The sequence below is a fragment of the Mesorhizobium wenxiniae genome, from assembly GCF_002284535.1.
GTDB lineage: Bacteria > Pseudomonadota > Alphaproteobacteria > Rhizobiales > Rhizobiaceae > Mesorhizobium > Mesorhizobium wenxiniae.
The window spans coordinates 166,802-185,780 of the sequence record NZ_NPKH01000025.1; the positions used below are offsets into that span (position 1 = coordinate 166,802).

The 18,979-nt window shown below is 64.4% G+C and carries 17 protein-coding genes and 1 pseudogene; 13 read left to right on the forward strand and 5 right to left on the reverse strand.

What is annotated here, in order from left to right; genetic code table 11:
• Nucleotides 1-84: 84 nt before the first annotated feature.
• From CIT31_RS21740 to CIT31_RS21755, 4 genes are read left to right on the forward strand one after another with little or no spacing between them, the layout of a single operon-like run.
• Nucleotides 85-1,071, forward strand: a complete 987-nt coding sequence (locus CIT31_RS21740) for an ABC transporter permease (RefSeq protein WP_095520310.1) — start codon at nucleotides 85-87, stop codon at nucleotides 1,069-1,071.
• A complete protein-coding gene (locus tag CIT31_RS21745) occupies nucleotides 1,068-1,898 on the forward strand; it encodes an ABC transporter permease (RefSeq protein ID WP_095520311.1) in 831 nt (276 codons plus the stop codon). The genes CIT31_RS21740 and CIT31_RS21745 overlap by 4 nt, the downstream gene beginning before the upstream one ends.
• Complete coding sequence (locus tag CIT31_RS21750; RefSeq protein WP_165778521.1) at nucleotides 1,895-2,776, forward strand: ABC transporter ATP-binding protein; 882 nt, start codon at nucleotides 1,895-1,897, stop codon at nucleotides 2,774-2,776. The genes CIT31_RS21745 and CIT31_RS21750 overlap by 4 nt, the downstream gene beginning before the upstream one ends.
• A complete protein-coding gene (locus CIT31_RS21755) occupies nucleotides 2,773-3,576 on the forward strand; it encodes an ABC transporter ATP-binding protein (RefSeq protein WP_095520312.1) in 804 nt (267 codons plus the stop codon). The genes CIT31_RS21750 and CIT31_RS21755 overlap by 4 nt, the downstream gene beginning before the upstream one ends.
• Here CIT31_RS21755 and ggt read toward each other — a convergent pair.
• From ggt to CIT31_RS21775, 4 genes and pseudogenes are all read right to left on the reverse strand, one after another.
• A pseudogene (ggt, locus tag CIT31_RS21760) lies at nucleotides 3,570-5,157 on the reverse strand (gamma-glutamyltransferase). The gene CIT31_RS21755 and the pseudogene ggt sit on opposite strands and share 7 nt — an antisense overlap.
• A gap of 127 nt (nucleotides 5,158-5,284) precedes the next feature.
• Nucleotides 5,285-6,139 carry a TIGR01459 family HAD-type hydrolase gene (locus CIT31_RS21765; RefSeq protein ID WP_095520313.1) on the reverse strand — a complete coding sequence of 285 codons (855 nt, stop codon included), beginning with the start codon at nucleotides 6,137-6,139 and terminating at the stop codon, nucleotides 5,285-5,287.
• Nucleotides 6,136-7,437, reverse strand: coding sequence for an FGGY-family carbohydrate kinase (locus tag CIT31_RS21770; protein WP_095520314.1), 1,302 nt, complete (start codon nucleotides 7,435-7,437; stop codon nucleotides 6,136-6,138). Before CIT31_RS21770 ends, CIT31_RS21765 begins: the two co-directional genes overlap by 4 nt.
• Before the next feature lies 1 nt (nucleotide 7,438).
• Nucleotides 7,439-8,482 (reverse strand): class II aldolase/adducin family protein, encoded by a 1,044-nt coding sequence (locus CIT31_RS21775; RefSeq protein WP_095520315.1) that lies wholly within the window; start codon nucleotides 8,480-8,482, stop codon nucleotides 7,439-7,441.
• A gap of 199 nt (nucleotides 8,483-8,681) precedes the next feature.
• On the opposite strand from CIT31_RS21775, the gene CIT31_RS21780 reads away from it, so the two are divergent.
• The 6 genes from CIT31_RS21780 to CIT31_RS21805 all read left to right on the forward strand — a co-directional run bounded on the left by CIT31_RS21780 (nucleotide 8,682) and on the right by CIT31_RS21805 (nucleotide 15,407).
• The gene (locus tag CIT31_RS21780) at nucleotides 8,682-9,464 is read left to right on the forward strand and encodes a DeoR/GlpR family DNA-binding transcription regulator (RefSeq protein ID WP_095520316.1); all 783 of its coding nucleotides are present in this window, start codon (nucleotides 8,682-8,684) and stop codon (nucleotides 9,462-9,464) included.
• Complete coding sequence (locus CIT31_RS21785; RefSeq protein ID WP_095520317.1) at nucleotides 9,461-10,840, forward strand: FGGY-family carbohydrate kinase; 1,380 nt, start codon at nucleotides 9,461-9,463, stop codon at nucleotides 10,838-10,840. The genes CIT31_RS21780 and CIT31_RS21785 overlap by 4 nt, the downstream gene beginning before the upstream one ends.
• A complete protein-coding gene (locus CIT31_RS21790) occupies nucleotides 10,837-12,381 on the forward strand; it encodes a sugar ABC transporter ATP-binding protein (protein WP_095520318.1) in 1,545 nt (514 codons plus the stop codon). Before CIT31_RS21785 ends, CIT31_RS21790 begins: the two co-directional genes overlap by 4 nt.
• Entirely contained in the window at nucleotides 12,378-13,376 is a 999-nt protein-coding gene (locus CIT31_RS21795; protein WP_095520319.1) for an ABC transporter permease subunit, read from the forward strand. Before CIT31_RS21790 ends, CIT31_RS21795 begins: the two co-directional genes overlap by 4 nt.
• Before the next feature lie 78 nt (nucleotides 13,377-13,454).
• Nucleotides 13,455-14,393, forward strand: a complete 939-nt coding sequence (locus tag CIT31_RS21800; RefSeq protein WP_095520320.1) for an ABC transporter substrate-binding protein — start codon at nucleotides 13,455-13,457, stop codon at nucleotides 14,391-14,393.
• A 120-nt stretch (nucleotides 14,394-14,513) separates the two neighbouring features.
• On the forward strand, nucleotides 14,514-15,407 hold the full coding sequence (locus CIT31_RS21805; protein WP_095520321.1) for a sugar phosphate isomerase/epimerase family protein: 894 nt from the start codon (nucleotides 14,514-14,516) through the stop codon (nucleotides 15,405-15,407).
• Between the two features lie 22 nt (nucleotides 15,408-15,429).
• Here the strand turns inward: CIT31_RS21805 and uxuA are convergent, their stop codons facing one another.
• The gene (uxuA, locus tag CIT31_RS21810) at nucleotides 15,430-16,614 is read right to left on the reverse strand and encodes a mannonate dehydratase (protein WP_095520322.1); all 1,185 of its coding nucleotides are present in this window, start codon (nucleotides 16,612-16,614) and stop codon (nucleotides 15,430-15,432) included.
• Nucleotides 16,615-16,689: 75 nt separating this feature from the next.
• Between uxuA and CIT31_RS21815 the strand changes: the two genes are divergently transcribed.
• The 3 genes from CIT31_RS21815 to CIT31_RS34670 form a co-directional block, all read left to right on the forward strand.
• Nucleotides 16,690-17,475, forward strand: coding sequence for an SDR family NAD(P)-dependent oxidoreductase (locus tag CIT31_RS21815; RefSeq protein ID WP_029348339.1), 786 nt, complete (start codon nucleotides 16,690-16,692; stop codon nucleotides 17,473-17,475).
• 207 nt (nucleotides 17,476-17,682) lie between these two features.
• The gene (ftsZ, locus tag CIT31_RS21820) at nucleotides 17,683-18,690 is read left to right on the forward strand and encodes a cell division protein FtsZ (RefSeq protein WP_029348340.1); all 1,008 of its coding nucleotides are present in this window, start codon (nucleotides 17,683-17,685) and stop codon (nucleotides 18,688-18,690) included.
• A gap of 39 nt (nucleotides 18,691-18,729) precedes the next feature.
• On the forward strand, nucleotides 18,730-18,979 hold a 250-nt coding region (locus CIT31_RS34670; RefSeq protein ID WP_206073396.1), incomplete at its 3' end, for a hypothetical protein.

The following is an 18,979-nucleotide window of genomic DNA, read 5'->3' on the forward strand; positions in this document are numbered from 1 at the left end:
GTCCTGCCGGACATCTCCCCCACGAGGGGGGCGCCGTAGAACGCGACGCCACTGGCTGGGGTCCCTCCCCAGCGCGATTGCCGCATGACCCGCAGCCTCACCCTCCTTCGCCGTCGCCTCGTCGGCAGCGTCTTCGTACTGCTGATTGTCGTCATCGGCACTTTCCTTTTGCTGGAAGCCGCCCCCGGCGACGCGGTCGACGCCTATATCGCCTCGACCGGCGGCGATGCCGGCATGATCGAACTGCTGCGCCATCGTTGGGGCCTTGACCAGTCGGCGCTGACGCGGCTGGCCAACTATCTCTGGGCGCTGCTGCATCTCGACCTCGGCCAATCGGTGAGCTTTTCGCGGCCGATCCGCGACGTCATCCTCGAACGCCTGCCCAACACGCTGCTTTTGATGGGCAGCGCCACCGCGCTCTCCTTCGGGCTCGGCTCGGCACTCGGCATCTATGCCGGCGCCAGGCCCGGCAGCTTTCGCGACCGTTTCCTGTCGATCGGTTCGCTGGCGCTCTATGCCGTTCCCGGCTTCTGGCTCGGGCTGGTGCTGATCATCGTCTTTGCCGTCGACCTGCGCTGGTTCCCGATCGGCGGCATCGAGAGCCTCGCGTCGGCCAAGACCGGCCTCGACCGCGCGGTTGATATCGCCAGCCATCTCGTCCTGCCGGTGTCCGCACTCGGCTTCATCTATCTCGCGCTCTACCTGCGCATGATGCGCGCCGGCATGGCCGAGGTCTGGCGACAGGATTTTGTCCTCGCCGCTCGCGCTAAAGGGCTGTCCCGCCGCCGCATCGTGCTCGCCCACGTTGCCCGCAACGCGCTGTTGCCGCTGGTCACCATGCTCGGCCTGCAATCGGCGCAGATGCTCGGCGGCAGCGTCGTCATCGAAAGCGTCTTTTCCGTGCCCGGCCTTGGCCGGCTGGCGCAGGAAGCAGTGGCGGCGCGAGACACGCCGCTGTTGCTCGGCATCATTCTCACCAGCGCCGTTCTGGTTGTCGTGATCAACCTTCTCGTCGACATCGCCTACGTCTTCCTCGATCCGCGCGTCGGCGCCAACGAGGCGAGCGCGTGAACCCGCTTCGCCGCTTTCTTCGGGCGCCGGAAGCGATCGCCGGCGCGATCATCCTGGTGGCGCTGTTTGCCATCGCGCTGTCGGCGTCGCTGTTCTTCCCCGGCGATCCGCAGGCCATTGCCGGGCCGGCATTGCTGCCGCCCTTTCAGGACTGGTCGCTGCCGCTCGGCACCGACCGGCTCGGCCGTGACGTGCTGGCCGAACTTTTCCACGGCGCCCGCACCTCGCTGGTAGTCGGGCTGGCGGCGGCAGCCGCAGCCATTGCCGTCGGCGCGATAGTCGGCACGCTGGCCGGCTTTACCGGCGGCCTCGTCGACGAAGTCCTTATGCGCATCACTGACGCCTTCCAGACCGTGCCGAGCTTCCTGCTGGCGCTGGCTTTCGTCAGCGTCGTCGGGCCATCACTCGGCGTCGTCGTCGCGGCGATAGCGCTCGGCGCATGGACCGGTCCGGCGCGCGTAGCGCGAGCCGAAGTGCTGTCGATCCGCGAGCGCGATTTTGTCGCCGGCGCCCGCGTCATCGGCATGCATCCGCTGGAGATCGCCTTTCGCGAAGTGCTGCCCAACGCATTGCCGCCGGTGCTGGCATTGTCGTCGGTGATCGTCGCCGCGGCGATCCTTACTGAAGCGGCATTGTCCTTCCTCGGTCTCGGCGACCCGAACCGCATGACCTGGGGTGGCATGATCGCCGAAGGTCGCGCCGTGCTGCGCGCCGCGCCCTTCCTGTCGATCATTCCGGGCGTAGCGCTCGTGCTGACCGTGCTCGGCGTCTATCTCGCCGGCGAAGGCGTCGTCGAAACGACAGCGGTGAGGAGGAGCCTGTCGTGACGGCACTGCTTTCGATCCGCGATTTGACGGTGAGCTATCGCCGCGATGGCGCCGAGGTGGCGGCGCTGAAACATGTCAACCTCGATGTCGCCGCCGGCGAGCGCCTCGCCATCATCGGCGAGAGCGGCTCGGGCAAGAGCACGCTGGCGCTGGCCACCGCCGGGCTGCTGCCGGCTTCCTCCAGGATTGACGGCTGCCTTGACTGGTTTTTGCCATCGTCGCCATCCGTTGGTGCCAAGGCACCCCCCTCTGAGGGGGGTGTGAAGGAACGCCAGCCATCCGAATTCATTACCCGGTCCACCCACACCCCCCTCGGCGGCCGCGACATTGGCTTCGTCTTCCAGGACCCCTCGGCCAGCCTCGATCCGGTGATGTCGGTCGGCGAGCAGATCGCGGAAGTTGCGCACACGCATCTCCGCCTTACTTGGCCGCAATCCTATGCTTGGGCAAAAACCCTGCTCGAACGCGTCCGCCTGTCCGATCCCGATGCCGCCTTGCGCGCCTATCCGCACCAGCTTTCCGGCGGCCAGAAGCAGCGCGTAGCGATCGCCGCCGCGATCGCGGCAGGTCCGAAACTGCTGATCGCCGATGAGGCGACCAGCGCGTTGGACACCATCGTGCAGGCCGAGATCGTCGCGCTGATCCGACAATTGGTGGCCGAGGACGGGATGACGCTGCTGTTCGTCAGCCACGACATCGCGCTGGCCACCGAGCTGGCCGAGCGCATCGCCGTGTTCCGGCACGGCGAGCTGGTCGAGCTCGGTCCGACGGCGCAGATCATTGCTGGCCCGCGCCACGCCTACACAAGAGCGCTGCTCGACGCTCATCTCGGCCTCGACGCCGAACCAATGCCGCAGCCGGCAGGAGCATCGAGGTGAGCCGTCCATTGCTGGCTGTTTCCGGCCTGACCAAACGATATCGTCGCGGCGGCAAGTCAATCGCCGCCGTCGATGATGTTTCCTTCGACATCGAGCCCGGCGAGACGCTGGCACTGGCCGGGCCTTCCGGCAGCGGCAAGTCGACCATCGCGCGGCTGCTGCTGCGGCTGATCGAATCGGACGCCGGCCGCATCGAGTTCGAAGGCGGCGATTTCCTGTCCCTGAGCGGCGCTGCCTTGCGCGCCCGGCGTGCTCGTCTGCAAATGGTATTTCAGGACCCGCTCGCCGCCTTCAACCCACGCGCCACCGTCGCGCGCGTGCTCGACGATCCGCTGCGGATCCATGGCATCGCAACCCGATCAGAACGCCCGCGCCGCATCGCCGCTCTGCTGGATCGCGTCGGCCTGAGCGCTGATCTCGCCGGCCGCGCCATCCACGAGATCTCGGGCGGCCAGCGCCAGCGCATCGCGATTGCTCGCGCCATCGCGACAAAGCCGTCGCTGATCGTGCTCGACGAAGCGGTGTCCGCGCTCGACGTATCGGTGCGCCGACAGATCCTGCAATTGCTGCTCGATCTGCAGCGCGAGGAACGGATCGCCTATCTGTTCATTTCGCATGATCTCGGCGTTATCAGCGCCATCGCCCATCGTGTCGTCATCCTCGACGCCGGCCGCGTCGCCGAGAGCGGCAACGCCCGTGCGGTCATCGGTGCCCCGCAATCGACGATCGGCAAGGCGCTGGTGACGGCAGCGCCAAAACTGAACAGGACCAGCACGCAAGGCGCGGCCGATCGTCAGTAACCCAGCGCGCAACCATCCTTGCGTGGATCGGACGCGCCGGTAAGCGTGCCCTTGTCCCAGTCGATCAGCACCAGTTGGCCGCCGCCATGCGGCTCGCTTGGGATGGACACGTCGTGGCCTCGCTCGCGCAGGCCGGCGATCGCCTCGGCCGGAACGCCACGCTCCGCCTCCACTGCGTCCTGGCGGTAAAACACCCTCGGCGCATCAAGCGCCTCCTGCGGGTCCATGCCGAAATCGATAATATTGGTGAGCAGGTGGACATGGCCGAACGGCTGGTAGCCGCCGCCCATCACGCCGAACGGCATGATCGCCCGGCCCTTGGCTGTCACCATGCCCGGCATGATGGTGTGCATGGGGCGTTTTCCCGGTGCGATGCGGTTTGGGTGGTCCGCCGCCAGGCGGAAGCTGCTGCCGCGGTTCTGCAGGACGACGCCGGTGCTCGGGCCGACCACCCCGCTGCCGAACGAACCAAAGGTCGAGTTGATGAAGCTGACCGCATTACGATCGCGGTCGACCACGGAGATGTAAACGGTATCGCTCGGCTGAAGCTCAAGCCGAGGCAGATGCGTCATCGCACGCGCCGGATCGATCTCGGCGCGGAGCCGGTCCGCATGGGATCTGGACAACAACTGCTCAACCGGAACATGGACGTGGTTCTGGTCGCCGATGAAATTGTCGCGGTCCTGATACGCAAGCCGCCCAGCCTCGATCTCGAGGTGAAAGCGCTCGGCGCCGTTCGGTTCCAGCGCGCCGAGCGAGAAGCCTGACAGCACATTCAGCATGATCAGTGCCGTCAGGCCCTGGTTGTTCGGCGGCATCTGATGGATGTCGTAGCCTCGGTAGGACGTACCGACGGGCCTGACATACTCACCCTTCGTGGCCGCAAAATCCTCGAGCGCATGCAGCCCGCCAAGCGCGCGCAGACGCGAGACACATGTCGTCCGCAACCTCGCCTTCGTAAAAGCCGGCGCGGCCACGGCGCGAGACGATGCGCAAGGTGTCGGCCAGTTGCGGCTGCCGGTGCAACTCGCCTGCCTGCGGCGCCCTTCCATCCGGCAGAAATATCCGCGCGGCATGTTCGTCAGCGGCAAGCAAGGCAGCACTTTCAGCCCAGTCGAAGGCGACGCGGTCTTGGACGACGTAGCCCTGTTCGGCGCAGCGTATGGCAGGTGCGAGCGCGGCGTCGACGCCCTTTCTGCCGTGCTTCTCGAGCAGCCGGCACCAGGCGTCAACGGCGCCCGGCACGGTGACCGCGTGCGGACCGGACTCAGGCAGTTCTACATGCCCCCTGTCCAGATACCATTCAGCCGTCGCTGACGCAGGTGCGCGGCCGGAGCCGTTGAAGGCCAGAACCTCGCCTTGGCCGTTGGGACAATAGAGGACAAAACAGTCGCCGCCGATACCGGTCGATTGCGGCTCGACGACCGCCTGCACCGCCGCCGCGCACACGGCTGCATCCATCGCGTTACCGCCGGACCGCAGCATCTCGAGCGCCGCCAGTGTCGCCAGAGGGTGCGATGTCGCGGCCATCGCTTCCGTCGCACGAACCGGCGACCGACCGGGGAGTTGAAAATCACGCATGCAGGACCAATAGCCTCCGACCAACCAGATGTGAACTGGCACCGGCAGCCAAAGGGCTGCGCCACCGAGCACCACGACCGACAGTATCATTGCCGTGGCAGCGCCCAACCCTGGAAACCTGCCGGCCTCAATCAGCGAATTTAAAAACATCCGTGGTGTAATCGGGGTAGGCATCCAGACTGTCGAAAAGCTCGGCCAGGTCAGGGATGTCAGCCAATATTCCAGACAAGACCAGCGCAGTCGCCACGCCGGCGCCAATTCCGCCGGCGACATCATGTTCGACGCTGTCACCGACACAGACCACGCTGCTTCGGTCCGGGTTGCCCGCCAGCGCCAGCGCGGCGTCGAAGATCGGGGTATAGGGCTTGCCGATACGGGTGACGCTGCCGCCGAGGCTCTCATAGAGATCCGCAAGCTGACCGGCGCCAAAGCGAGGCCCCACGGCGGTCAGCATGATCTTGTCGGGGTTGGTGCAGAAGCACGGCACCTGCCGCATTGCTGCCGGTGCAAAAAGTCTGCGATAGTGATCGATGTCATAGCGATCGCCCTCACTGGCGGCGATCAGCACCAGCTCGGCATCGTCGCCGTCACCGGTCAACGCGAAAGGCAGGCCTTCAATCGCCGAGCGATCGCCCTCGCGGCTGATCAGTAGGCACTTTGTGTTTGGGCGCAGCGTTCCAGATATCGCCATTTCGTGAAAGGACCGCCACGCGATCTCGCCGGAGGAGACAAATTGATCCCAGCTTCCTGGTTGGAAGCCGAGCTTCAGCAAGCGGGCTTCGTTGGGCCGCGCGCGCCTGCCCGAGTTTGAGACCAGCACAATCGTCCTGCCTGCGCGCTTCAGCGCCGACAATGCCTCCACGGCGCCCGGATAAGGGTTTGTTCCATCGTGCAGCACGCCGAACTGATCGAGCAGGAACACCTGATAGCGCTCAACCAACGCTCCGATGCCATCGACATGTTCAACTGTCTTCGTAATCACAAAAGCCCCGCTTCGATTGCGCCCATCAGCGCCAGCCGCGCCGTGCCGGCGGCCGCCTCGTCCGAAAGCGCCGGCAGAAAATCGACGCCCAGCTTGCGCTGCCGGATCGCGGTCCAGGCGGCGTTTGCCGCACCGCCGCCGACACTTCTGACCGAGTTCAGCCGAGGCGCGCCGAGCTCGGCAAGCCGGCGATAGCCGAGCGCCTCGATCTCGGCAATGCCCTCCAACATTCCTTTCAGATAGTCGGCGTCGTCCGCCGGCCGCGGCGTCAGACGCGGCGGCAGGGCAGGATCGGCTACCGGGAAGCGTTCGCCGACCGCGGGAAGTGGATAATAGTCGAGGCCCGTCTCCGTCATAGGGTCGATCGCCGCACTCAACTCGATGATGCGCGCGAGGGGAAAATGCTGCGCCAGCACCTTGCCGCCCGAATTCGACGCACCACCCGCCAGATAGGCATCTCCCAACCGGTGACTATAGATGCCGAACTGCGGCGCCGAGATCGGCCGGTCGGAGAGGATCTTGATGGTCAGCGAGGACCCCAGCGCGGTGACGCCGTCGCCAACTGCCGCAGCGCCCGTCGCCAGGAATGACGCGCAGCCATCCGTCGTCCCGGCGACTACGGCGACGTCGCGCGCCAGGCCGAACAAATCCGCGGCGCTCGCGGAGAGTGTTCCCGCGATGTCGCCCGGCTTGACGACGCGAGGCAGGAGTTCCATGCGCATGCCGGTCGCGGCGATCCAGTCCGGCCAGCGCCGGGCCTCGACGTCGTAACCGGTTTTCAGGGCATTGTTCTCGTCGCTGACATTGAAACGGCCGGAGAACTGTCCCGCGATCCAGTCCGCCTGATGCAGCACCGCGGCAACGCCGGGCCGTCGCTGGAACCAGAGCGCCTTGGCGAGACCGGACGTCGCCCCAAGTGCTGCGCTCGCTGCCGGCGCCTCGCGCGCGATCACGGCCAGAATAGCGTCGTCGTCGACCTTGTCATTGTACATCAACGGTTCGGCGAGCGGCCGCCCGGTGCCGTCGACCGGCAGCAGCGTGCCCGAAGTGCCGTCGACGGCAATCGACCGGACCGCGGCGCGATCGATGCCTGAAAGCAGTTCGGTCAGCGCCGCGCCGACCGCTGACCACCACACTGAGGGGTCGGGGGCGTTCTGGCCAAATCTGTCGAGTGGGACGGCGGAACGCGCGGCAATCGAAAAGTCCGGGCGCATGGCGACGGCGCGCGCACCTGATGTGCCGATGTCGATGCCGATCGAAAGGGGGCCGATCGAAAGCGGGCCTATCGAACGCGCCATGTCAGCTGCCGGCTGCATTGAGTTTCTGGCGGTACTGCTCGGCGTCCCAGTTGATCAGTTCGTCGTTCTCGGCGGCGGTCAGATAGTTCAGCTTCGCCGCGACATCAACCCGCGCCGTCACGTCGGCAAGGCAGCGTTGCATGGCGTCGGCGCCGCCACTCGCGTCGCCGCGCATCAGCACGCCAAGCCCGGGAAACAGGATTGCCACCGGTGCACTGTCGCACCGTTCGGTGACACGCTTCACGTCCTCGCCGGGTCTCGCCACGACCGAACCCTGGCCGAGAAAGATAACGTGATCGGGATAGAGGCTGCCCCCCGACGCCATGCGGCAGCTTTCCGGATCGATCGCGGCCGCATGCGCTTCGACATCCGCCGGCAACCTGTAACCGGTGCGTCCGATGAGCGCCGTCAGTGCAGCAAGGTTGGGCTCCGCCACCTCGCGGGGCGGCCGCGCCAGCAGCCCTGTGACGCGGCGCAGCAGCGCTTCGGCGCCGGCAACGGTCTCGGCTGCGACGACCAGGCCGTGATTGGCAAGGATCAGCATATCGACCCCTGGTCGAAGGCGCTCGGCAATGCCTTGGGCGAGCGGCAGGCCCGGCCGGCGATAGGGAACATACGCCCATTCGAGACCATCGAGGCGCTTGGCGATTTGAGCCTCGCAGTCGGCCTGCACGGCAAGCGAAATAGTGTCGACGCAGTGGACATGCAGGACGACGCGCTGCGGCATCAGGGCATGAACCGTGGTCTCGATCGAGGGGCGCAGCCTGCGTGTGTTGAGCGCCTCGATGGCGAAACCCTGCGGCTTATCGGCGGCCGGGTCGCGCTGTTCGACAGCCCTGAGCAGCGGGGCGATCGCCACGGGAACCATAATGTCTTCGGCGAGCGCATTCTTCAACCAAGTACCGGAAGCTTTGATCCAGAGCGTGTCGCCAGCCTTCAGCGAAGTGTTGCCGCCCGCGGCCTGGGTCAAATGCGGGTCGCGCCCGATGCTGGCCGAAAGCGACCGCAAAGCAGCCAATTCCTGCGCATCCGCATAGTTTGCCATCGAAATTCCTTCACAAACGGGCGCGTGGCCACGGCTTTGGATATCCCGCTGCCGGGATAACGAGTGATGCTGGTATCGCAGATGCGAGTAAGTTACGTCAATAGTGATCTTATCTAGTCAAATCGAGCTTGCAATCTGATCGGTGTTGAGTAAGTTGCACCAATTGCCGTGGTAAAATGGCATTTCGGGAGGGTATCCGTTGAGCGACTCCGGCCGCCAGCGTCAGATTGTCGAGTTGTTGCGGGATCGCCCCTTCGCCTCAGTGCGCGAGCTGCAGGAGCGGCTCGGCGTGTCGGCTGCGACGGTGCGGCGCGACATCGACAAGATCGATGAGGCCGGTGAAGCACGAAAGGTCTATGGCGGCATCTCGGCGCTCGATGGCGCCTCGCAGGCGGGCGTCGCCTATGCCAGGCCCTATGACGAGAACCGCGATCTCGCAGTCGAAGCCAAGCGGCAGATCGCGGCTCTCGCCGCCACCATGGTGCGCGATGGCGACGCCGTCATCGTGCATGGCGGTTCGACCTGTTTCCATCTCGGTGCCAAGCTCGCCGACCGCAACATCCGGCTCTACACCAACTCGATGCCGCTCATCGCCTATTTGAGCGACCACGGTCATTGCAGCCTAACCATCGCCGGCGGTGAGCTTCATCGCGAGCCTGGCATCATCCATTCGCTCACCCAGGCCGTGCCGTTCTATGCGTCGAAATTCTTTCTTGGCGCGCAAGGGATCGGCGCCGAGGGCGTGCTGGAATCGCATCCGCTGCTGGTCCGCTCCATCGTCGAACTCAGCCTATGCGCCGACCAGATCGTGGTGCTGGCCGACAGCCGCAAACTGTCGATCCACGCGCGCAACGTCGCGCTGCCTCTGTCCCGCATCGGCACGCTGGTGACCGATGACGGCCTGTCCGATGCGGATGCACGCATGCTCGAAGACGCCGGCGTCATGGTGCGGATCGCCTCTGCCTCTGGAGCCCTGCAGTGAAGGTGGCCGTCCTCGACTTCGGCAAGACCAACTCGAAGCTCTTCGTCTTTGGTCAGGACGGGCAGATTCTCGATGAGCGCCGGACTCAGCCGAACTGGACGCGCAAAGGCGACTTCAGTGTGCTCGACGAGACAGCGCTTCACGATTGGGCGGCTCGCGTCGTCGGCGAAGCGGTCGACAATCATGGTGTGGAAGGATTGATGGTTTCGGGCCATGGCTGCACCTTTGCCTTGGTCGACAATGCGGCGCTGACGCATCCTATTCTCGACTACGAGCAGGAGCCACCGGCTGAGATCGCCGCGCAGATCGATCGCCGCATTCCGGATTTTGCCGAGACTTTCTCGCCGCTCCTGCCGCTCGGCTTCAACTATGGTCGCCACATGCTGTGGCTGAAGGCGGTGCAATCCAGCGCGTTCGATGCCGCGAAATCGATCCTCGGCCATCCGCAATACTGGAGCTGGCGCTTTGGCGGCCGGGCGGTCTCGGAAGTATCCTATCTCGGCTGTCACTCGCATCTGTGGGCGCCGCGCAAGCGCGATTTCAGTTCGCTGGTCGACGCCGAGGGCTGGCGCGGCCAGATGCCCGCCTTTGAGCGTGCCGGAGCTGTCATCGGCGAGCGGCGCTTCGGCGGGGCAACACAGCCGATTGCCATCCACAACGGTGTCCATGACAGCAATGCGGCGCTCCATGCCTATCGCCGGCAGGAGCTTGGGCCGGTCACTGTCGTCTCGACCGGCACCTGGGTCGTCGTGCTCAACCCGGACTGCCCGCTCGACGCGCTCGACCGCGACCGCGACATGCTGGTCAATGTCGATGTCGATGCTGGCCCGGTGCCGACCATCCGTTTCATGGGCGGCCGTGAATTCGCGACAATCAGCGCCGGCTGGCAAGGCGCAATCGCCCACTCCTTGGTACAGCAGGTGATCGACGCCGGCATCATGGCGCTGCCTAGTTTCGCCCCGGGCGGGCCGATGCCTGGCCATCCCGGCGAATTGGTCGGGCGCACACCCAACGCGGAGGAGCGCGCGGCTGTGGCACTGCTCTATGTCGCACTGATGATCGATCTGTGTCTCGACCTGATCCATTCGAACGATACCGTAATCGTCGATGGCGGGCTGAACAGTGGCGGCGTGCTCGCCGCCCTGCTGGCGCAGCTGCGCCCCGGCCAGCCCTTCATGCAGGGCGCCACGCTGGAGGGCAGCGCCACCGGAGCGGCGGCTCTTGCCTTCGAGAGTGTTGGACGCGAATTTGCCGCCGAGGCGCCGGAGCCGGTGTGCGCCTCCGGCTTCGCTGGTCTTGCTGGATACCGCGACAGCTGGCGCGGCCTCTCCGGCGATCGAGGCATGGTTGAAACTGCAGCGCGAGGTGCACGATGACCGCCGCTGCCCAAATCGAGACGGCGCGCCAGCCGATGCTGGAGATGCGGCACATCTCCAAGACGTTCGGCCCGATCCGCGCCTTGCAGGACGTGTCGCTGACCGTCCACGCCGGCGAACTGCACGCGCTGATGGGCGAAAACGGCGCCGGCAAGTCGACGCTGATGAAGGTGCTGTCCGGCGCCTATCGGCCGGATCCAGGCGGCGATATCCTGATCGACGGCACACCGGTTGCGACCGGCGACCCGATCAAGGCTCGCGCCAACGGCATTGCGGTCATCTATCAGGAGCTGTCGCTGGCGCCCAACCTGTCGGTTGCGCAGAACATCTTCCTCGGCAACGAGCCGAGACGGTTCGGCATCGTCGACCGCGATCAGTGCAATCGGCGCGCTAACGAGATCATCGCACGGCTCGGCGTCTCTTTCTCGGCGGGGGACTCGGTCTCCAGCCTGTCGCTCGGCGAACGCCAGCTGGTCGAGATCGCTCGCGCGCTGTCGACCAGCGCGCGCATCATCGTCATGGACGAGCCGACCACCTCGCTGACCTCGCGCGAGACGGACAGGTTGTTCGAGGTCATTGCGACGCTGAAGTCGCAGGGCATCGCCATCATCTACATCAGCCACCGGATGGAAGAGGTCTACCAACTTGCTGACCGTGTCAGCGTGCTGCGCGACAGCGGCTTTGTCGGCACGCTCGACCGCGCCGATCTGAACGCCTCGCGCCTCGTTTCGATGATGGTTGGCCGTGATCTGTCCGCCTTCTACAAGAAGGATCACCGCCCGCCGGACAGCAAGCGCGCGATCGCGCTATCGGTGCAGGGCATGTCGGACGGCAATCTTTTGAAGGACTGTTCCTTCGACCTGCACAAGGGCGAAGTCTTGGCGCTGGCGGGCCTGGTCGGCTCGGGCCGCACCGAGCTCGCACGGCTGATCTTCGGTGCCGACAGGCACACATCAGGCACGCTGGAACTCGACGGCAAGCCGATAGCCATCGGCTCGCCGCGCGAGGCGCTGGACGCCGGCATCGCCTATCTCACCGAAGACCGCAAGGAACTCGGTCTGTTTCTCGACATGTCGATTTCCGACAATATCAGCATGGGCGTGCTCGCAAGGGACGCGCAGGCCGGCGGCCTGCGCGACTTCGCCACGGCCGAAAGGCGCGCCGCCAAGGCCGTTTCCGACCTCTCCATCCGGACCAGGTCGGTGCAGGCCAATGCCGGCTCGCTGTCGGGCGGCAACCAGCAGAAGGTGCTGCTCGCCCGTCTGCTCGAAACCGAGCCGCGGGTCCTCATCCTCGACGAGCCGACTCGCGGCGTCGATGTCGGAGCGAAGTCCGAAATCTACCGGCTGATCGACGATCTCGCCAAGAAGGGCATCGCCATCCTGATGATCTCCAGCGAACTGCCGGAGGTGATTGGCGTCGCCGATCGCGTGCTGGTGATGCGCGACGGCACTATCGCTGGCGAAGTTATGGCATCCGCCGGCCAGCCGCTCAGTCAGGAAGCAATCATGGAACTTGCAACGGGAGCGGCCAAGGGATGACCGACAAGGCAACCGAGATCAGCGCGGGTGACCAGGCGGTCGGCAGGAGCCGGCGGCTGCGCACCGCCTTCGCCGCGCTTGGCATGCTGCCGGTCCTGATCCTGCTGGCGGCCGGCTTCCAGTTCATGAACCCGCGCTTTCTCACCGAGACCAACCTGTTGATCGTCACGCAGCAGTCGTCGATCAACATCGTGCTCGCGGCCGGCATGACCTTCGTCATCCTGACCGGCGGCATCGACCTGTCCGTCGGCTCCATCCTTGCCGCCTCGGCGATGGTGGCGGTGATGGTGTCGCTGGTGCCGGAGTGGGGCATGCTCGGCGTGCCGGCGGCCATTCTGGTCGGCCTCGGCTTCGGCGTCGTCAACGGGCTGCTCGTCGCCTACATCAAGCTGCCGCCCTTCATCGTCACGCTGGGTTCGCTGACCGCCGTGCGCGGCGTCGCCCGCCTGCTCGGCCAGGACACCACAGTGTTCAACTCTGACCTGCCGTTCGACTTCATCGGCAACGGTTCGCTGTTCGGCATTCCCTGGCTGGTCATCATCGCTCTGTCGGTCGTGGTGCTGTCCTGGCTGGTGCTCAAGCGCACCGTGCTCGGCACCTGGATCTATGCCGTCGGCGGCAATGCCGAAGCCGCGCGCCTCACCGGCATCAAGGTGCCGCTGGTGCTGCTCTTCGTCTATGGCGTTTCCGGCCTTCTGGCCGGCCTTGGCGGCGCCATGTCGGCGGCCCGGCTCTATGCGGCCAATGGGCTGCAGCTTGGGCAGTCCTATGAGCTCGACGCCATTGCCGCGGTCATTCTCGGCGGTACCAGCTTTGTCGGCGGCGTCGGTTCGATCTGGGGCACGCTGATCGGCGGGCTGATCATCGCGGTGCTCTCCAATGGGCTCATCTTGGCCGGTGTTTCGGACATCTGGCAGTACATCATCAAGGGATTGGTCATCATCGTGGCGGTCGCCCTCGACCGCTACAGGCTCCAGGCAGGAGCAAGAACGTGATTGACCTTAGTCGCCGGCGTCAACGACCCGGTTTCATGTAACGCACCGTGAGAGGCGCGGGGCATCAGGAGGAAAACAATGAAGACCATCGCTAATCTGCTCTGCGGCGTTGCCCTTGCGGCCGTCGTCATCGCACCGGTTTCGGCCAAGGATCTGAACAAGGTCGGCATCTCGGTCGGCCTGCTCGGCAACCCGTTCTTCGTCGCCACCATCAAGGGCATCGAGGACGCCGCCAAGAAGATCAACCCTAATGTCGAGGTGACGTCGGTGTCGGCCGACTACGACCTCAACAAGCAGGTCTCGCAGGTCGACTCCTTCATCGCCGCCGGCGTCGACGTGATCATGCTCAACGCCGTCGATGCCAAGGCGATCGCACCGGCGGTGAAGAAGGCGCAGGCGGCGGGCATCGTGGTTGCCGCTTTCGATGTTTCGGCGCCGGGCGCCGACGTCACCGTGATGACCAACAACGTCAAGGCCGGCGAAGCGGCTTGCCAGTATCTGGTCGACCACACCGGCGGCAAGGGCGACTATGTCATCCTGAACGGCCCGGCATCGTCGTCGATCCTGGAGCGCGTCAAAGGCTGCAAGGACGTGCTGGCGAAGCACCCGGATATCAGGATCCTCTCCGACGACCAGAATGCCGAAGGCTCGCGCGACGGCGGCCTGAAGGTGTTCCAGTCGCTGCTGACCCGTTTCGACAAGATCGACGCGGTGTTCGCCATCAATGATCCGACGGCGATCGGCGCCCAGCTTGCGGCCAAGCAGCTCAACCGCTCGGAGTTCATCTTCACTGCGGTCGACGGCGCGCCCGATATCGAGAAGGAACTCTCTTCCGGCACCTCGATGATCAAGGCCTCGGCCTCGCAAGATCCTTACGTCATGGCTGGCCAGTCGCTGCAGATGGCGGCTGAGGTGCTCGCCGGCAAAAAGCCGGCCGAGGCGACGGTACTGCTCGACCCGCAGCTGATCACAGCCGAGAACCTGAAGGACTACAAGGGCTGGACCGCAGCCCGCTAAGGCCTCCCAAGGCTGGTGCGGCCGGGATGACCGGCCGCACCTTTTTTGTCTGAGCATCGGATTTTCCCAAAACCGGTTTCCACTTTTGGGTCCGATGCTCTCGACCAGCAGGAGACGATCATGTCGCGCATTGGAATCCATTCTTTCGTCTGGTCGGCAAGCTCGGCGCAAGGCGACCTCGAACGGACGCTGGCCAACACCAAAGAGGCCGGCTTTGACCTGATCGAATTCTCCTATCTCGACCCTGCCAATGTTGACATTGGCGGGCTGGCCAGGCGCATCGCCGACCTCGATCTCGGCGTGGCGATCAGCATCGGACTGCCGGCCGACGGCGACATTTCAAGCGCCGACAAGGCGATTGCGGCGCACGGCGTCGAAATCCTGCAACGTACGATCGCGCTCACCCGCGATCTCGGCGGCCGCAAGGTCGCCGGCATCCTCAGCACCAGCCACGGATTGCAGACTGAGGCGCCGACGCGCGATCAATGGAACCGCAGTGCTGCCACGCTCGCCAAGGTCGCGGAGACCGCCAAGGCCGCCGGCGTCACGCTCAACCTCGAGATCGTCAACCGCTTCGAGAGCAATCTGCTCAACACCGCCGCACAAGGGCTAGCCTTCATCGAGGACACCGGCTCCGACAACATCTTCCTGCATCTCGACACTTTCCACATGAATATCGAGGAGGCCGATGTCGGGCTGGCCATCCGCCACGCCGCGAAGAAGATCGGCTATGTCCATATCGGCGAGAGCCATCGCGGCTTCCTCGGCACCGGCAACATCGACTTCGCCGCGATCTTCGATGCGCTGACCGCGATCGGCTATAGCGACGACCTCAGCTTCGAATCCTTCTCATCGGAGATCGTCGACGAGAACCTGTCGAAGAAAACCGCCATCTGGCGCAATCTGTGGACCGACAATATGGAACTGGCCCGGCATGCGCGCCGCTTCATAGCCATCGGGCTGGAGACGGCACGGCGCAAGGCCGAGCTTGTTTCATCAAGCCATCGACCTTAGCACCACTTCCCGTTTGCGATCCTCAGGCCAGATCAAAACGTTCCACGGCGCGCATGATGCCGCGCAGTTCGGCGAGGCCCTTCAGCCGGCCGATCAATGAGTAGCCGGGGTTGATCCTGGTCTTGCCGATATCGTCGGCGAGCAGATGGCCATGATCAGGACGCATGGGAATCCGCCAGTCGGCGCGACCTTCCCTACTGCGGCGCGTCTCTTCCTGCATCAAAGCGAGGATGACATGCGCCATGTCAGTGCCGCCCTCCAGATGCTCGGCTTCATAGAAGGAGCCGTCATCCTCGATGGTTACATTGCGCAGATGGACGAAATGGATCCGGTCGGCGAATTCCTTGACCATGCCGACAATGTCGTTATCGGCGCGCGTACCGTACGAGCCGGTGCAGAATGTCAGGCCGTTCGCCGGGCTGTCGACTGCGTTCAGGATGAAACGCGCGTCCTCGGCGGTCGAGACGATCCGTGGCAAGCCATAGAGTGAGAATGGTGGGTCGTCGGGATGGATGCACATGCGCACCCCCTCCTCCTCGGCCACGGGAATGATCTCGTGCAAAAACCAGGCAAGATTGTTGCGCAGCTCCTTCGGCCCGATCGAATCGTATTCCGCCAATGCCTCGCGAAAGCTTTCACGGTTGTAGCTGCGCTCGGTTGCTGGCAGGCCAGCGATGAGATTGCGCTCGATCCTGTCGATCTGCTCGTCGTTCAGCGCCTTGAAGCGTAATTCCGCCTCTGCGATACGTGCCGCGCTGTAGCTGGCCTCGGCATTCCTGCGCTTCAGGACGAACAGGTCGTATGCGGCAAAATCGATCGCGTCGAAACGCAGGGCGTAGCCCGTCGTTGGAAGCCGATAGGCAAGGTCGGTGCGGGTCCAGTCGACCACAGGCATGAAGTTGTAGCAGATGGTCTTTATGCCGGCTTTCGCCAGCGCACGGATCGTGTCCTTGTACCAGCCAACATAGCGAACCCGTTCCGCCGAGCCGATCTTGATCGAATTGTGGACGGGAATGCTCTCCACGACAGACCAGGTCAGCCCTTCGGCCTCGATGATCCGCTTGCGCTCCAGGATATCCGCCAAAGGCCAGGCGCGGCCGTCATAGATATTATGCAGGGCGGATACAACGCCCGTGGCTCCGGCCTGCTTGACATGATCGAGCGTCACCGGGTCGTCAGGGCCATACCAGCGCCAGCATTGTTCCATCGAGGCTTTCCTTTGCGATAAAACAGAACCGTATTGTTGGGCCACAATGGAAGTCAAATTAAAGGAGTTTGCGCAATGAAGGATTTCGACGGCAAGATCGCTCTGGTGACGGGGACGACCGGCATCGGCCTGGCAACCGCCAGACGTCTTGCGGCGGGCGGCGCGGCGATCATCGCCTGCGGCATCGACCGCGCGGCCAACGCGGCGATGACAGCGGAACTGGACAGCTCCGGCGCCGGGGCGCTGGTCATGGCCGTCGACGTCTCCGTGCCGGATCAGGTTCGCGATGCGGTCGCGGCCGGTGTCGAGCGGTTCGGCGGCCTCGATATCATCGTCAATTCCGCGGCCGTCCATCCATATGGAACCGCTGTTAGCACCGATTTCGACACCTGGAACCAGGCGATGTCCGTCAATGTCGGCTCGATCTACCTGACCGCGCATTTCGGTATTCCCGAGATGATGAAGAGAGGCGGCGGCGCCGTCGTCAACGTGGCTTCGGTGCAGGGCTTCGCCTGCCAGCAGAACGTCGCCGCCTATGCTACGACCAAGGGCGCCATCCACACCCTGACGCGCTCTCTGGCGCTTGACTACGCGCGCTCCGGCATTCGCGTCAATTCCGTCAGCCCGGGCTCGATCCGCACCCCGATCCTTGAAAAGGCGGCGCGCGGCGAGAATGGCACCGACGCCGATGTCGAGGCCGCCTACAGGCGCTTCGGCGAAGCCCACCCCATCGGGCGCATCGGCGAGCCGGAGGAAGTGGCGGAACTCATCGCCTTTCTGTGTTCGTCGAAAGCCGGGTTCTGCACCGGTGCGGACTACAGGATCGATGGCGGCCTGACGGCTGGCATCGGCGTGAAGTAGAAACAGGAAGATCGGTCTCGGCCGGCAAACCAATGGCGCTTAACATGCGCGAGTTTGCATACTGCACTTGCAGCCGGTTCAACCGTCTGATTCCCTTGGTTACGCTGGGCTGTCCTGATTCGCTCACTGTCCAAAGTCTTTGCAGTGCGCCAGGAGCAAGCCTTCCACCGACCGCTGCGCTGGCGCATTCAATGGGAGAGACGGCAAATGAACACTGCAACGAGGCCGGCAATCTCGGAGATGAGGCCCAAAATATCCGTCATCGGGGTTGGCGGCGGTGGCGGCAACGCCATTAACAACATGATCGCCGAAGGCTTGCAGGGCACCGAATTTATCGTCGCCAACACCGATGCTCAGGCGCTCACCATGTCGAAGGCAACGCGGCTGATCCAATTGGGAGCGCACGTCACGGAAGGCCTTGGTGCAGGATCCCTGCCCGAGGTCGGCCATGCCGCGGCCGTGGAATCGATCGACGAAATCATGGACCATCTTGCGGGAACGCATATGTGTTTCGTGACCGCGGGCATGGGAGGCGGAACCGGAACTGGTGCAGCACCGGTCATAGCGCAGGCCGCGCGCAACGCGGGAATACTGACCGTGGCCGTCGTGACCAAGCCGTTCGTCTTCGAAGGGAACCGTCGAATGCATGCCGCCAATGAGGGCATCGAGCGGCTCCGCGAAAGCGCCGATACCGTCATCGTCATCCCGAACCAGAACCTCTTCAGGATCGCCGATGCCAGGACGACCTTCGCGGACGCGTTCGCCATGGCGGATCGCGTCCTCTACGCCGGCGTCGGCTGTATCACCGATCTCATCGTCAAGGAAGGGCTGATCAATCTCGACTTTGCCGATGTGAAGTCGGTGATGCGCGATATGGGTCGCGCGATGATGGGAACCGGCGAAGCCACCGGGGAGGACCGCGCCAGGAAGGCGGCCGAAGCAGCGATCGCAAACCCGCTTCTCGACGAAGCGTCGATGATGGGCGCCAAGGGCGTCCTTGTCTCGATATCGGGTGGCACTGATATGACGCTGTTCGAGGTCGACGAAGCTGCCACCCGCATCCGCGAGGAGGTCGACGCCGACGCCGATATCATCGTCGGCGCCATTTTCGACAAGGCGCTCGCCGGAAAATTCAGGGTGTCGGTTGTTGCGACGGGATTGCGTCGCGGGCTCGAGATACCGCTGACAGCGGGGTTGGAAAACCGTGTGAATTGATCGACAAAAGAAATTCATGGCCTGGCAGCGCCGGTGGGAATGTCCGGCGAACAAGTGACGCCGGCATCAAAGAAAATCCCAGCAACCATTCGAGATTGCTGGGGGTTTATGCCGAAACTGGTTGCCGGGACAGGACTTGACTTTCTTTCTCTGTCCAGTTGTGTCGGCTCGCCTCCCTTGCAGGCCCTGATGAGGATCAAAAACCGAGCGCGGCAGGCCGCAAACGCAAAAACGGCCCGCACTGAGGCGGGCCGTTTTGGGTATTTGGTTGCGGGGACAGGATTTGAAC

What these genes read in the sequence shown, in the direction of transcription:
- ftsZ (WP_029348340.1), top strand. Translation starts at nt 17,683, where the DNA reads ATGAACACTGCAACGAGGCCGGCAATCTCGGAGATGAGGCCCAAAATA.
- CIT31_RS21800 (WP_095520320.1), top strand. Translation starts at nt 13,455, where the DNA reads ATGAAGACCATCGCTAATCTGCTCTGCGGCGTTGCCCTTGCGGCCGTC.
- uxuA (WP_095520322.1), bottom strand. Translation starts at nt 16,614, where the DNA reads ATGGAACAATGCTGGCGCTGGTATGGCCCTGACGACCCGGTGACGCTC.
- CIT31_RS21775 (WP_095520315.1), bottom strand. Translation starts at nt 8,482, where the DNA reads ATGGCAAACTATGCGGATGCGCAGGAATTGGCTGCTTTGCGGTCGCTT.
- CIT31_RS21795 (WP_095520319.1), top strand. Translation starts at nt 12,378, where the DNA reads ATGACCGACAAGGCAACCGAGATCAGCGCGGGTGACCAGGCGGTCGGC.
- CIT31_RS21815 (WP_029348339.1), top strand. Translation starts at nt 16,690, where the DNA reads ATGAAGGATTTCGACGGCAAGATCGCTCTGGTGACGGGGACGACCGGC.
- CIT31_RS21790 (WP_095520318.1), top strand. Translation starts at nt 10,837, where the DNA reads ATGACCGCCGCTGCCCAAATCGAGACGGCGCGCCAGCCGATGCTGGAG.
- CIT31_RS21770 (WP_095520314.1), bottom strand. Translation starts at nt 7,437, where the DNA reads ATGGCGCGTTCGATAGGCCCGCTTTCGATCGGCCCCCTTTCGATCGGC.
- CIT31_RS21805 (WP_095520321.1), top strand. Translation starts at nt 14,514, where the DNA reads ATGTCGCGCATTGGAATCCATTCTTTCGTCTGGTCGGCAAGCTCGGCG.
- CIT31_RS21740 (WP_095520310.1), top strand. Translation starts at nt 85, where the DNA reads ATGACCCGCAGCCTCACCCTCCTTCGCCGTCGCCTCGTCGGCAGCGTC.